The 14723-nt window shown below is 41.3% G+C and carries 8 protein-coding genes and 1 riboswitch; of the genes, 7 read left to right on the top strand and 1 reads right to left on the bottom strand.

Annotated elements, in window-relative coordinates:
- Positions 1-448 precede the first annotated feature (448 nt).
- Both uvrC and ACFVSW_RS11740 read left to right on the top strand, forming a co-directional pair.
- A complete protein-coding gene (gene uvrC / locus ACFVSW_RS11745) occupies positions 449-2224 on the top strand; it encodes an excinuclease ABC subunit UvrC (protein ID WP_387316018.1) in 1776 nt (591 codons plus the stop codon).
- A 67-nt stretch (positions 2225-2291) separates the two neighbouring features.
- Positions 2292-2469, top strand: a riboswitch (Lysine riboswitch).
- 112 nt (positions 2470-2581) lie between these two features.
- Positions 2582-3799 carry an aspartate kinase gene (locus ACFVSW_RS11740; protein WP_387316016.1) on the top strand — a complete coding sequence of 406 codons (1218 nt, stop codon included), beginning with the start codon at positions 2582-2584 and terminating at the stop codon, positions 3797-3799.
- 63 nt (positions 3800-3862) lie between these two features.
- Here the strand turns inward: ACFVSW_RS11740 and ACFVSW_RS11735 are convergent, their stop codons facing one another.
- Positions 3863-4315 carry a YslB family protein gene (locus tag ACFVSW_RS11735; protein ID WP_387316014.1) on the bottom strand — a complete coding sequence of 151 codons (453 nt, stop codon included), beginning with the start codon at positions 4313-4315 and terminating at the stop codon, positions 3863-3865.
- Positions 4316-4748: 433 nt separating this feature from the next.
- Between ACFVSW_RS11735 and ACFVSW_RS11730 the strand changes: the two genes are divergently transcribed.
- The 5 genes from ACFVSW_RS11730 (at position 4749) to pulA (ending at position 14715) form a co-directional block, all read left to right on the top strand.
- On the top strand, positions 4749-5357 hold the full coding sequence (locus ACFVSW_RS11730) for a succinate dehydrogenase cytochrome b558 subunit (RefSeq protein WP_387316011.1): 609 nt from the start codon (positions 4749-4751) through the stop codon (positions 5355-5357).
- Between the two features lie 100 nt (positions 5358-5457).
- Positions 5458-7209, top strand: coding sequence for a succinate dehydrogenase flavoprotein subunit (sdhA, locus tag ACFVSW_RS11725; RefSeq protein WP_387316009.1), 1752 nt, complete (start codon positions 5458-5460; stop codon positions 7207-7209).
- A 21-nt stretch (positions 7210-7230) separates the two neighbouring features.
- Positions 7231-7992 (top strand): succinate dehydrogenase iron-sulfur subunit, encoded by a 762-nt coding sequence (sdhB, locus tag ACFVSW_RS11720; protein WP_387316007.1) that lies wholly within the window; start codon positions 7231-7233, stop codon positions 7990-7992.
- Positions 7993-8132: 140 nt separating this feature from the next.
- Complete coding sequence (locus ACFVSW_RS11715; RefSeq protein ID WP_387316005.1) at positions 8133-8711, top strand: class D sortase; 579 nt, start codon at positions 8133-8135, stop codon at positions 8709-8711.
- A gap of 163 nt (positions 8712-8874) precedes the next feature.
- Complete coding sequence (gene pulA, locus ACFVSW_RS28075; RefSeq protein ID WP_483871964.1) at positions 8875-14715, top strand: type I pullulanase; 5841 nt, start codon at positions 8875-8877, stop codon at positions 14713-14715.
- Positions 14716-14723 lie beyond the last annotated feature (8 nt).

Raw genomic sequence — 14723 nt, 5'->3', positions numbered from 1 at the left:
AGAGAAAAAAGTGGCGTAAAGGGTAAAAGGAAAGGGGCTCCATTAACCGAAAAGAGAAAAAAGTGGCGCAGAGGGTAAAAGGAAAGGGGCTCCATTGACCGAAAAGAGAAAAAAGTGGCGCAAAGGGTAAAAGGAAAGGGGCTCCATTGACCGAAAAGAGAAAAAAGTGGCGTAAAGGGTAAAAGGAAAGGGGCTCCATTAACCGAAAAGAGAAAAAAGTGGCGCAGAGGGTAAAAGGAAAGGGGCTCCATTAACCGAAAAGAGAAAAAAGTGGCGCAGAGGGAAAAAGGAAACGGGCCCATTGACCAAAAAGAGAAAGGCAAGCTCCCCGGACACTGAATCAAAACCGATTATCATTTTTTTGCAAAACCTCCCACTTCCCTTTATTAGCCGTTTGCATTAATATTTTATAAGATAGATAAAAAAAGACGGATGGGAGTGGCCGGAAATGAATGAAATTATCAAGCAAAAACTGACACTGCTGCCGGATCAGCCTGGCTGCTACTTAATGAAAGACCGTCAAGGGACAATCATTTATGTAGGGAAAGCAAAAGTATTAAAAAATCGTGTACGCTCTTATTTTACCGGCTCGCATGATGGCAAGACGTTGAGGCTTGTAAACGAAATCGAAGACTTTGAATACATCGTAACCTCTTCAAACATCGAAGCACTCTTGCTGGAATTGAACCTAATCAAAAAATACGACCCAAAATACAATATCATGCTAAAGGATGACAAAACCTATCCGTTTATAAAGCTGACTGCGGAAAGACATCCGAAATTAATCATCACAAGAAAAGTAAAAAAGGACAGAGGCAAATACTTTGGTCCCTATCCAAATGTTACGGCAGCCAATGAAACAAAAAAACTGCTTGACCGGATTTACCCGTTGCGCAAATGTTCGACGCTTCCCGACCGCGTCTGTCTGTACTACCATTTAGGGCAGTGCCTGGCACCGTGTGTCAATGAAGTTGCTGAAGAACAATACAAACAAATGACCGACGAAATTACTCGCTTCTTAAATGGCGGTTATAAGGAAATAAAAAAAGAGCTCACTGAAAAAATGACCGCTGCTGCTGAAGAGTTGGATTTCGAACGGGCAAAGGAATTTCGCGATAAAATTATCCATATTGAAACCATCATGGAAAAACAAAAAATTACGATGACCGATTTCACTGATCGTGATGTGTTTGGCTATGCAGTCGATAAAGGCTGGATGTGTGTCCAGGTCTTTTTTGTCCGCCAAGGAAAGCTTATCGAACGGGATGTCTCCATGTTTCCTATTTATAACGAGCCGGAGGAAGAAATCTTGACGTTCTTTGGGCAATTCTATTCCAAAGCCAATCACTTTAAACCAAAGGAAATTTTAATACAGGATGAAGTAGACCTAAGCCTAGCAGAACAGCTATTGAAGGTAAAAGTTCTACAGCCGCAGCGAGGGCAGAAAAAAGACCTCGTGAAAATGGCAATAAAAAATGCCAAAATTGCTCTAAATGAAAAGTTTTCTTTAATTGAAAAGGACGAGGATAGGACAATAAAAGCGGTAGAAACCCTAGGCGAGCTTTTAGGAATCTATACCCCTCACCGGATTGAGGCATTTGATAACTCCAATATTCAAGGGACCGACCCCGTGTCGGCGATGGTTGTTTTTATCGATGGGAAGGCAAACAGTCGAGAATATCGCAAATATAAAATAAAATCGGTTAAGGGCCCAGATGATTATGAATCAATGCGGGAAGTGACAAGAAGGAGGTATTCGCGGGCCTTAAAGGAGGAACTGCCGCTGCCGGATTTAATTATAATAGATGGTGGAAAAGGGCATGTGGAGGCAGTTAGGGATGTGCTAGAAAATGAATTGGGCTTAGATATCCCGCTTTCAGGGCTTGTGAAGGATGAAAAACATCGAACCTCCCAGCTCCTATATGGAAATCCGTTGGAAATTGTTCCGCTGGCAAGGAACAGCCAGGAGTTTTATTTGCTCCAAAGAATTCAGGATGAAGTCCACCGCTTTGCGATAACCTTCCACCGCCAGCTTCGCGGAAAAAGCGCCTTTCAATCGTTACTGGATGATATTCCAGGCATTGGTGAGAAACGGAAAAAACTTTTGTTAAAACAGTTTGGCTCAGTGAAAAAAATGAAAGAAGCTGGCGTGGAGGAATTCACAGCACTTGGAATACCAATAAATGTCGCACAAGAGTTAATCAATAAATTTCATGCGGAATGATTGTCAGAAAAAAAAGAACATGCTATAATAAATGAAAATTTAATTTACTATCACTTTTACGTATTAAAGTGAAGGTAGAGGTGCGAGCTTCAAGAGTAGTGGTTCTGAGAAGGATGAGCTTCTGAGAAGAATCATGAAAGGGAAGGTTCGCCGAAGTAAAGAAGATCTCATTTCTTTCTTTGCTGGTCCTGTGTTGAATAAATACCGGATTGTCAAGACGTCTGTCTTGGAGAGCTATCTTACATTGTGTGCGCAATATTTTTTTGTGTTTACGAAGCAATGAGATGCCCTTCTCATTGCTTTTTTGCGTTAATGGGGAAAAATAAAGTATTCATTTGAAAGAGGGAGAAGTCAGGTATGGGGCTTATTGTACAAAAATTCGGGGGAACCTCCGTCGGTAGTGTAAACAAAATTTTAAATGTGGCAGCATGTGTGAAAGAGGAGATAGAAAGAGGCAATAATGTCGTTGTCGTCGTTTCCGCAATGGGAAAATCGACCGATCAGCTTGTCGGCTTGGCAAAAGAAATATCGCCTCAGCCAAATAAGCGGGATATGGATATGCTCCTTTCTACCGGTGAGCAAGTGACAATTTCGCTATTATCAATGGCCTTAAATCAACAAGGTATGGATGCGGTTTCTTTTACGGGCTGGCAGGCAGGAATTGTAACTGAACCAGTCCATGGAAACGCAAGAATCACGAAAATGAATACGGATGCCATCAAGACCCAGCTAACGGCGGGTAAAGTCGTCATTGTTGCCGGATTCCAGGGGATAACAGAAGACGGCGAAATCACCACGCTTGGCCGCGGCGGCTCTGATACAACAGCAGTAGCATTGGCGGCGGCCCTAAAAGCAGATAAGTGCGATATTTACACCGATGTGACCGGAGTGTTCACAACCGATCCAAGGTATGTGAAAGATGCACGTAAATTACTATCTGTTTCATATGATGAGATGCTCGAGCTCGCTAATTTAGGTGCGGGTGTACTGCATCCAAGGGCAGTGGAGTTTGCCAAAAACTATCAGGTCAAACTTGAGGTTCGTTCAAGTATGGAGAAAATCGAAGGAACAGTCATTGAGGGGGAAGCAGCAATGGAACAAAATCTAGTAGTCCGCGGTGTCGCATTTGAAGATGAAATCACGAGAGTTACCGTATTAGGTCTCACCAATTCACTAACATGTTTATCAACAATTTTTACCACGCTTGCACAAAATAATATTAACGTTGACATTATTATCCAAAGTACAACGGAAGCTGGAACAGCCAATTTGTCGTTTTCCATACATACAAATGATTGGGTTGAGACATTAAATGTACTTGAAGATAATAAAGGCGTGCTCGGTTATGAGCAGCTCGATGCAGAAAACAAATTAGCTAAAGTATCAATCGTAGGCTCTGGTATGATTTCAAACCCAGGTGTGGCAGCAAAAATGTTCGAAGTACTAGCAAATAATAATATCCAAATCAAAATGGTCAGCACATCAGAAATTAAAGTCTCAGCAGTAGTCGAAGAAAAAAACATGCTAAAAGCAGTAGAAGCCCTGCACAAAGCATTTGAACTTGGGAATAATTAGAAAAAGGTGTCAGGCACCGTCCGAAAGGGACGGTGCCTGACACCTTGAAAATGAACCGTGGAATTAAATTCGGTCTTTGTTATCCCATTTGACGGTGAATTGGACTTTATTAGATTTTTTGACTGGGTGCTCAAAGGTTTCAGCGATGACTTCTTGTTGCATTTGGATTTGCTGGGCAAGGAAGCCTGCTTCAAGCTGGAAAAAGTTCTCTGCTTTTGATTTCACACGAGACACGAATAAAGGGCTGATTAGTTCAAACTCAATTTCATTTTTATTTTCCTTTTTTATTTCTAGCTGGCCCCATGAAGCATTAGCGAAAAATTCGATGACTTTATCATAATCAGGTAATGGGAATTTTCGTGCTAGCAGTTTTCCCGCCCAATACAAGATTTCCGGGGTATCTTTCCCTAGAATCTCAGGTAAAAGGATTTCCCTGATTATTTCATAACCGAACATGGTGATGGTTCTTGGTTCTGCAGTATTTAGATTTTGATCAACAACTTGGCTTTCTTTCACATGTTTCCCCTCTTTCTATTATTCTATTATATCAATTTGTGTTTAATTTCAGAACCGTTAACCTTGAAAATATAATAGATGACTTTATTATTTTGCGATATTTTTACTTGTTTCCCATCATAATTATCTTTTCCTTACAGACGAAAATCCCTACAGTAAGAAGTTGGCAATTAAAAAGAATGAATGTTAGTTAATATCAAATAATCCGGTGAAACATTGGAGAGAAATACCAATCCATAATAATATCAATATATTTTAAAAATTTTTATTTTTAGTAAAGAATTGTGTATCCGTTTTCTTGACGCTCCCTGATGTTGGGAGTAAAATGGACATGTCACATTATTGTCACAGTGATGCTTTGGTTTTCTTGAAGGGGAATAACAGAGTGTAGAAACTTAACATCATTTTTCACAAATTAAAGGGGGGTAAAAAAATGGCGGGTAATCGAGAGTTTGTTAATCGCAGATTGCATTCATTGCTGGGCGTTATTCCAATCGGATTATTCCTGGTGCAGCATCTTGTAGTCAACCATTTTATTACAGGAGGACCGGAATCCTTCAATAAGGCTGCAGATTTTATGGGAAATCTGCCTTTCCGGATTGTTCTGGAGACTGTAGTAATTTATTTACCAATTCTATTTCATGCAATTTATGGACTTTATATTGCTTTTACCGCAAATAGCAATGTCAACAGGTATGGTACATACAGGAACTGGATGTACTTACTGCAGCGTATATCAGGCGTGATTACACTGATTTTTATTGCGTGGCATGTATGGCAAACCCGCATAGCTGCAGCTTTTGGAGCCGAGGTTTCCTATGATATGGTGCATGATATTCTATCATCACCATTTATGTTCGTTTTCTATTTAGTTGGGGTTCTTTCAACCATTTTCCATTTTGCCAATGGTTTATGGTCATTCTTAGTTAGCTGGGGAATCACTGTGTCACCTCGTTCACAAGTCATTTCTACATATGTGACAATTGGTGTTTTTGTTGTTCTAGCTTTTATTGCTGTTCAAACACTAATTGCATTTGTTTAATAGAAAAGCGGAAGCTGGACAGTTATCAAAGTTCAAAGTTTTGATATCACAAGTTGAGATCGGAAAAATAAGTATTTTTGATTGAGGGAGTGAGTCACGAATGAGTAAGGGTAAAGTGATTGTAGTCGGCGGCGGCTTAGCAGGCTTAATGGCTACCATCAAGGTTGCAGAATCAGGAACACCGGTAGAACTATTTTCGTTAGTTCCGGTTAAACGTTCTCACTCTGTTTGTGCCCAAGGCGGTATTAATGGAGCAGTAAATACAAAAGGTGAAGGGGATTCACCGTGGATCCACTTTGACGATACCGTTTATGGTGGCGACTTCTTAGCGAATCAGCCTCCAGTTAAGGCGATGTGTGACGCGGCACCATTTATTATTAATTTATTTGACCGGATGGGGGTTATGTTTAACCGTACTCCTGAAGGATTACTAGACTTCCGTCGTTTTGGCGGAACGCAGCATCACAGGACAGCGTTTGCCGGTGCAACGACTGGCCAGCAATTGCTCTATGCGTTGGATGAGCAAGTTCGCCGCCATGAAGTGGACGGCTTGGTTACAAAGTATGAGGGCTGGGAATTCCTGGGTTCGGTTGTTGATGACGATGGCGTCTGCCGCGGGGTTGTTGTCCAAGACTTAAAAACAATGGAAATTAGATCATTTGCAGCGGATGCTGTCATTATGGCAACCGGCGGTCCTGGAATTATTTTCGGTAAGTCAACAAACTCCGTCATTAATACGGGCTCTGCAGCATCAATTGTGTATCAACAGGGTGCTACTTACGCAAATGGCGAAATGATCCAAATTCATCCAACTGCTATCCCTGGTGATGATAAGCTCCGTTTAATGAGTGAATCGGCACGTGGTGAAGGCGGGCGAATTTGGACATATAAAGATGGAAAACCATGGTACTTCTTAGAAGAGAAATATCCTGCCTACGGAAATCTTGTTCCACGTGATATTGCCACACGCGAAATTTTTGATGTTTGCGTTCGTCAGAAACTTGGAATTAATGGTGAGAACATGGTATTCCTTGATTTATCTCACAAGGATCCCCATGAATTGGATGTAAAACTAGGTGGTATTATCGAGATTTATGAAAAATTCATGGGCGATAACCCAAGAAAAGTTCCAATGAAAATCTTCCCAGCTGTGCACTATTCAATGGGCGGATTATGGGTCGATTATGACCAAATGACAACCATTCCTGGACTATTCGCCGCTGGTGAATGTGATTATTCACAGCATGGTGCAAACCGATTAGGTGCAAACTCATTGCTTTCAGCTGTTTACGGCGGGATGGTCGCAGGACCAAACGCTGTTAAATATGTGGATGGACTTGAGAAGAGTTCTGAGGCAGTATCATCTTCCGTGTTTGACCGTCATGTCAAAGAGCAGGAAGAAAAATGGAATTCTATTATGTCATTAAATGGTACTGAGAATGCCTATGTCCTTCATAAAGAGCTTGGGGAATGGATGACAGATAACGTTACAGTTGTTCGCTACAACGATCAGTTGTTAAAAACAGACGAAAAGATTCAGGAACTTTTGGAACGTTACAAAAACATTAACATTAATGATACATCTAAATGGAGCAACCAAGGGGCAGCATTCACTCGTCAATTACAAAATATGCTGCAATTGGCCCGCGTCATTACGATTGGTGCATACAACAGGAATGAGAGCCGTGGTGCTCATTATAAGCCTGATTTCCCTAAACGGAACGATGAGGAATTCTTAAAAACAACAATGGCTAAATTTGTTGATGCAAGGACTGCTCCAGAATTCCATTATGCTGATGTTGATACCTCGTTAATAAAACCGCGCGAGCGCGATTACACGAAAAAACATTAATAGAAAGGGGAGTGGGAAAAGATGGCGGAAAGTAAAACGGTAAAATTTATAATTATGCGTCAGGATAGTGAAAATTCTACTGCATATGAGGAAGAATTTGAAATTCCTTATCGTCCGAATATGAACGTTATTTCGGCATTAATGGAAATTCGTAAAAACCCTGTCAATGCAAAGGGACAAGCTACTACCCCAATCACTTGGGATATGAACTGTCTTGAAGAGGTTTGTGGCGCCTGTTCAATGGTGATCAATGGCAAGCCGCGTCAATCTTGTTCGGCACTTGTTGATCAATTAACGCAGCCAATTCGCTTAGAGCCAATGAGAACATTCCCTGTCGTCCGTGACCTTCAAGTGGACCGGAGCAAAATGTTTGATTCCTTGAAAAAAGTAAAAGCATGGATTCCAATCGACGGAACCTATGATTTAGGACCTGGGCCGCGGATGCCTGAGAAAAAACGCCAATGGGCTTATGAGCTTTCAAAATGTATGACATGCGGTGTTTGTTTAGAAGCATGTCCAAACGTTAATAGCAAAACCAACTTCATGGGACCAGCGGTATTTAACCAAGTTCGTTTATTTAATGCCCATCCAACCGGTGAAATGAATAAATCAGAACGTTTAAATGCCTTTATGGAAGACGGCGGAATGCAGGGCTGTGGTAACTCGCAAAACTGCGTGCAAGCCTGTCCGAAAGGGATTCCGATTACGACTTCAATCGCAGCAGTTAACCGCGATGCTACGATGCAAGCATTCAGAAACTTCTTCGGCAGTGATCACGACTAAAATTTATAAAACCTTCTTTTCTTCTTGGGAAAGAAGGTTTTTTGTTGTTTACTGACGAAGAATACTTAAATGGTTCTTTCCAAAACATTTTGTTATACTTGTTACTAACAATGCCCTATTGAAAAGGAAGGTATTTAAAGGTGAAATCAAAGCTTCCATTGATTATTATTCTAGCGGGTCTGATTTTTCTAGGAATCGGAATCTGGCAAATGGTAGATGTAAAAATACAAACAAAGGCGTCTCTTGAGAAAGCAAAGGAAATCATCACGGGGCAGTCCGGGGAACCGGCGCAAAAAAGAGATAAAAACAGCCCGCCGCCAGAAATGGGAGATACAGTCGGTCTGTTAACGATACCAAAAATCAAAGCAGAATTAGCGATTGTTGAGGGGACAAATCCGGATGATCTTGAAAAAGGTGTCGGTCATTATAAAGGCTCCTATTTTCCAGGCGATAATGGACAAATTGTCTTATCAGGGCACCGGGATACGGTATTCCGAAAATTGGGCGAGCTGAAAATCGGCGATTTCCTCAGGCTGCAAATGCCATATGGTAATTTTAATTATGAAATTACCCATACAAAAATTGTAAAAGCCGATGATACAAGTATTATTACCTTACAAAATAACGAGGAGGAACTAATCGTAACGACCTGTTATCCGTTTCGTTATGTCGGTAATGCACCAAAACGATATATCATTTACGCAAAAGCAAAAGAGTAGAGTTTTCTGTAAAAAATATCTTATGATTTAAAAAGAATGAATTGAGAAATAATTATAAAAATGATAGTCTAATAGATAAGTGAAAACGGTTGCACTGTTTTCTTTTTTCTTGTTTTTTTATGCAAGCGTTTGCGCTGATGAATAAAAAGAGGGAGGTTTTCTTTTGAAAAGGATATTTTCAACGTTATTGGCATTTGTTCTATTGCTTAGCACCTTTATGGCACCGCTTGCACAAATTGTAAAGGCGGCAGACAAAACCTATGACAAGGTTGTATTACGCGGGAATGCTGAAGCACTGGATTGGAGTTCGGATAATCATCCACTAACGTACGATACCAACGCCGGAGCTTGGAAGAGTAAAGCGATTCCATTACAGGGCGGGAAAGAAGTAGAATACAAATTTGTTATGAATGATCAGTGGATGGCTGGTGACAATCTTACGTTTACACCGCCACAAACCGGTGACTACATCTTCGTTTTCCATCCTGATCAAGAAAGAACTGTCGACGTTAATTTGGATTTTTCGAAGTTTACTGGGAAATTAACGTTAAATGTAGTTCTGCCCGGGAACACACCGGATTGGGCAGTTCCAACGGTTGGCTCGTCGTTAAATGGTTTTAACTACTCCGTTACGCCATTAACGAAAACTGCTGATGGTACATGGTCGGTAACCCTTGCTGGCAATGAAGGAGAAGAGATTGAATATCTATACTCGTTGGGAGATGCAAAGCTTACTGAAAAAACTGCTGTAAAACGGAAAGCTGTTTTTACGAAATCCGGAAAAATATATCAGGATACCGTCTCAAGCTGGAATGCAGTTCCTGTCGCAAAAGATGTCAAAAATAATAATTCGTATACCCCGGAAATCCCAACTAGTAATGATGATGTAACTGTTAATGTGACTGTAAAGCATTACGGGTCGGTTGATGCAGGGGCGATCTATTATTCTGCAGATGGGTCCTTCCCGGCTGGAGGCAGGGGTACAGCCGTTATTGGTAAATCCGTAAAGCTGGAAAAAGGTGCTGAAACGACTGAGAACGGGCTTACGACAACTGTTTTTAAAGGAGTCATTCCGAAACAGTCAAATGGAACGGCTGTAAAATATATTACCGATGTCTGGAGCACTGCTGGAGTTGGTTCACAATATGCCGATTCAAATAGTCAAACGCCTGAAGAAGCGACACCATTTGGCTATTATGTTGATCAATTTAACTCACCGCAATGGGCAAAGGATGCAGTCATCTATCAAGTATTTGTTGATCGCTTCAACAATGGAGATTCCTCCAATGATGATCCAACCACAGTAAACCTGCCATATGATGAAAAATTAAAAGGCTGGATGGGCGGAGATCTCCAAGGTGTTATCAATAAAATCGACTATATTAAGGGTTTAGGTGTAAATACCATTTGGATTTCGCCAGTCTTTGAAGGTCCATATTCACATGGCTATCACCCTGCTGATTTCAAGCAAATCGACAAGCGCTTTGGTGATAAGGAAACCCTGAAGAAATTAGTTGACCAGGCGCATGCAAAAGGGATGAAGATTGTCTATGACTTTGTTGCCAACCATACTTCATCACAGAATCCATTTTTCGAGGATGCCAAGGCAAAGGGTGAAGGAAGTCCATATTACAACTGGTATACATTCACAGAATGGCCCAATAAATACAAGTCATTTTCCGGAATTTCTGAACTCCCGGAATTAAATAATGACAACCCCGAAGTAAGGAATTATTTCATCAATGATGTTGTCCCATATTGGTTAAAGGATCTTGATTTTGACGGCTTCCGCTTGGATCACGCAAAAGGGCCAAGCTATAGCTATTGGGTCGATTTCCGTCATAAGGTTAAAGAGCTTAAACCGAATGCTTATATTTTCGGGGAAATTTGGGACAGTCGAGAAAAAATCAATTCCTATGCCGGTGAGCTTGATGGGGCAATAGATTTTGGAATGAACGATGCGCTTGTGAATACCTTTGCGAAAGATCAATCAATGGTCGACCTAAGCAATACCGTGAAGGAAAATATCGCGACATACCCTGCTGAATATGTAGTTTCGTCATTCCTTGACAGCCATGATAAGCCGCGCTTTATTTATGAAGCGGGCGGAGATGTCAAAAAAATGGAGCTCGCTGTCGCGACACAGTTCACCCTTCCTGGACCGCCAATCATCTATTACGGTGATGAAGTCGGGCTTTCGATGAGCAAGGATCCAAATTCGGTGCAGGATTGGAAGGATCGCTATTATCGCGAAATGATGCCATGGGAGCCTGCAGCCCAAAATTCCGAGCTGCTTAACCATTACAAGGATTTGATTAAACTTCGTAATGATGTTTCAGCGTTCAGAACTGGTTCGTTTCAATCCTTATTGGCTAATCAAAATCTGTTTGCCTATGAAAGAGCCGATAAAAATGGACAATATCTTGTCGTTGTGAATAAAGGTTCCAAAGCAGAAGAAATTGATGTCAACCAACTATATAACCAGTTAGAGATTAAAAATGTTGCCTTGAAAAATCAGCTTGAATCGGAAGAACTAAAAAATGATAGCAATGGAAATTTGAAGTTTACAAGTAACGGGAAATCCTTCAAGGTCTATAAAGTGGAAGGATTACTGCAATACAGTGATACACCACTAGATCGAAATAAGGTATATAAAGAAGTTTTATTAAGAGGATCAGCACCGCTTTCGTGGGACAGCTCAAATGATAAGCTTACCTATAATTCAGCCGAAAAAGTATGGGAAAGCGAGCCGATTGCCTTAACGAAGGGTACAAAGGTAGAATTCAAATTTGTTAAGGATGGACAATGGCTGGACGGGGAAAACCTCACCTTTACAGCAGAGAACTCTGATAAATATGTGTTTGTTTTCCATGCACTAGATGAGAGAAAAGTTGACGTCCGTGTGGCTCAGCAAAAAGTAACAACCAAGGTAAAAATTCATTATCAGCCAAAAGCCGGTGATACAAAGGATTGGAATCTCTGGGTTTGGGGAGATGGCAAGGAGGGCAAGGTATATCCATTTACCGGTCAAGACAAGTTTGGCAAAGTGGCAGAAGTAGAGCTTGATGGCGATTTTAATCGTGTTGGTTTTATTGTCCGTACCGATGCCTGGGAAAAGGATGGCGGCGACCGGATAATTGATCAGATTTGGTACGGAACTGATGAGGTTTGGATAAAGAATGGTGATGATAAAATATACACCAGTCCGCCTGACGGAGAGTACCGAGATATACCAAAATACGATGATTTAGAAGTTAGCTTCAACTATTACCGTTACGATCTTAATTATGATGATTGGGATATTTGGGTATGGACCGATAAATCCGATGGTCAAGCATTGTCATTATCCAATGAAACATCATACGGAAAGCAAGGAACGCTCAAGCTTTCTAACTTAAATGGGGCTACGAAAGTAGGCTTTATCGTCCGTAAAAAAGACTGGTCAGCCAAAGATACAGATGGTGACAGATTTATCACCAAATTTACCGCCGACGGAAAGGCCGAGGTTTGGCTTGCTCAAGGACAAGCCCGGATATTTGATAATCCGGCTAAGGTTGACCGCAACCCGAGGATTGTCAAGGCAGCGATTGATGAGCTAAATCAAATTACATTTGAAACCAATTTCCCGTTTGCTTTGAGTGATGCTGAAAATGCAGGCATTAAGTTAACCGGGGCTGAAATTGCAAAGGTTGCACCGATTGGGGAGTTAACGAACGGATTAACCAATAAAGTGAAGTTGAAAACCAAAGAAGACTTGGACTTGACTAAGGTTTATAAGGTAAGCAAAGAAGGCTTTGGTGAGGCAACCGTTCAAATGGGTAAAGTAATTGGCAGCAAGTCTTTTGAAGACCAATTCTATTATTCAGGAGCTGACCTTGGAAATAACTATTCTAAGGAAAAAACAAACTTCCGTTTATGGGCGCCAACGGCCAGCGCAGCAAAAATAGTAACCTATGAAAAATGGAATTCAGAAACTGGTACAGAAATCCCGATGACCCGTTCTGAAAGAGGCACCTGGACTGTTGAATTACCCGGTGATCAAAAGGGCTTACTTTATACCTATAAGGTGAAAATTGGCGATGCTTGGAATGAAGCGGTCGATCCATATGCAAAAGCCGTTTCGGTTAATGGTGATAAAGGGGCGGTAATGGATGCAGCGGCAACCAATCCGCAAAATTGGAACAGCGAAAAGCCGGCATTTAAAAATCCGGAGGATGCAATTATTTACGAAACACATATCCGTGACCTGACGATTTCAGCTGACAGCGGTGTAAGCAATCAATATAAAGGAAAATTCCTTGGCGTTGCAGAATCTGGCACAAAAGGGCCGAACGGCGTCAACACAGGGCTGAGTCATCTAAAAGACTTGGGCATCACACATGTTCAAATTTTACCAATGTACGATTATAATACTGTCGATGAAACCAAACTGGATCAGCCGCAATTTAACTGGGGCTACGATCCAAAAAACTATAACGCACCGGATGGTTCCTATTCAACAGATCCATACACACCAACCGTACGGATCAATGAAATGAAGACCATGGTTCAAGCGCTCCACGATAATAATCTGCTTGTTATTATGGATGTCGTTTACAATCATATGTACAATGCCGGAGAGTCAAATTTTCAAAAGCTAGTTCCGGGTTATTATTTCCGTTATAACGAGGACGGCACACTTGCAAATGGAACGGGCGTCGGTAATGACACAGCATCAGAGCATAAAATGATGCGTAAATTCATTGTCGATTCCGTCACCTATTGGGCGAAAGAATATCATATTGATGGTTTCCGTTTTGACTTAATGGGAATTCACGATATTGAAACGATGAAACAAGTCCGTGCTGCCCTAAATAAAATTGATCCGTCGATAATCGTTCTCGGTGAAGGATGGGATTTAAATACACCGCTCGATCCAGAGCTTAAGGCAAACCAAAAGAATGCGACCAAGATGGAAGGCATTGCCCATTTTAACGATGATATTCGCGATGGCTTAAAAGGCAGTGTTTTCGATGAGCTTGATAAAGGGTTTGTTAATGGAAAGACAGGCATGGAGAACCGAATTAAAAAGGGTGTTGTCGGCGGTATTGAATATAGCGACACGATTAAAACCTTTGCTGATGAACCTAGTAAAACCATCACCTATGTTGAAGCACATGATAATTTAACATTGTGGGATAAATTGAAGAAGACGAATCCAAATGATAGTGATGATGTATTAAAACAAATGCATAAATTAGCGTCTTCGATTGTCTTGACTTCACAAGGAACATCATTTATCCATGCCGGCCAGGAATTTATGAGAACAAAAGGCGGCAACGAAAACAGTTATAACGCACCGGATTCAGTGAACCAATTAGATTGGACACGGCGCAGTCAATTTGCTGCCGAAGTGGAATATTTTAAAGGCTTAGTGCAGGTCCGCAAGGCTCACCCGGCATTCCGGTTGACAACGGCAACGGATATTAAAAAGCACTTGAAATTTATCGATACGAAGGCAAACTCTGTCGCCTTCTATCTTGACGGAAATGCAAATGGCGATTCAGCGGAAAAAATCGCAGTTGCCTACAATGCTAATCGCAATCCTGTAGAGGTTACCTTACCGGAAAAGGGCAGCTGGAAGCTGATTGTTAATGGTGTCAAAGCAGGTACCGAGGCTATCGAAGTGATAAATGGCGACAAAATTACCATTCCGGCTCTTAGCACATATGTTTTAACGCTTGGTGAAAAGGAGAACGGTGGCGCTAATCCAGGTGAAAACAATGGCGGTGAACCGGGAACAGATCCGGGAACTAACAATCCAGGTGAAAACAATGGCAGTCAGCCGGGAACAGGTAATGGAAACACAAATCCGGATCAACATGACAAGACTCCAACAGTGGATTCAAATCATGGACTGCCTTCTACGGCAACCACAATCTATAACTATCTCCTAGCAGGAGGAATCCTCCTATTAGTTGGTGCAAGAATCCTTTTATTTAGAAAAAGAAAAACATATTCATGATTTGAAGG

Origin of the sequence: Neobacillus sp. NPDC058068 (assembly GCF_042885335.1) — a bacterium.
GTDB lineage: Bacteria > Bacillota > Bacilli > Bacillales > Cytobacillaceae > Neobacillus.
Note: the sequence above shows the minus strand (reverse complement) of the source record. Positions and strands in the feature narration are given on the sequence as shown.

Coding starts and splice junctions, on each gene's coding strand:
- uvrC (WP_387316018.1), top strand. CDS start 449: ATGAATGAAATTATCAAGCAAAAACTGACACTGCTGCCGGATCAGCCT.
- ACFVSW_RS11740 (WP_387316016.1), top strand. CDS start 2,582: ATGGGGCTTATTGTACAAAAATTCGGGGGAACCTCCGTCGGTAGTGTA.
- ACFVSW_RS11730 (WP_387316011.1), top strand. CDS start 4,749: ATGGCGGGTAATCGAGAGTTTGTTAATCGCAGATTGCATTCATTGCTG.
- sdhA (WP_387316009.1), top strand. CDS start 5,458: ATGAGTAAGGGTAAAGTGATTGTAGTCGGCGGCGGCTTAGCAGGCTTA.
- sdhB (WP_387316007.1), top strand. CDS start 7,231: ATGGCGGAAAGTAAAACGGTAAAATTTATAATTATGCGTCAGGATAGT.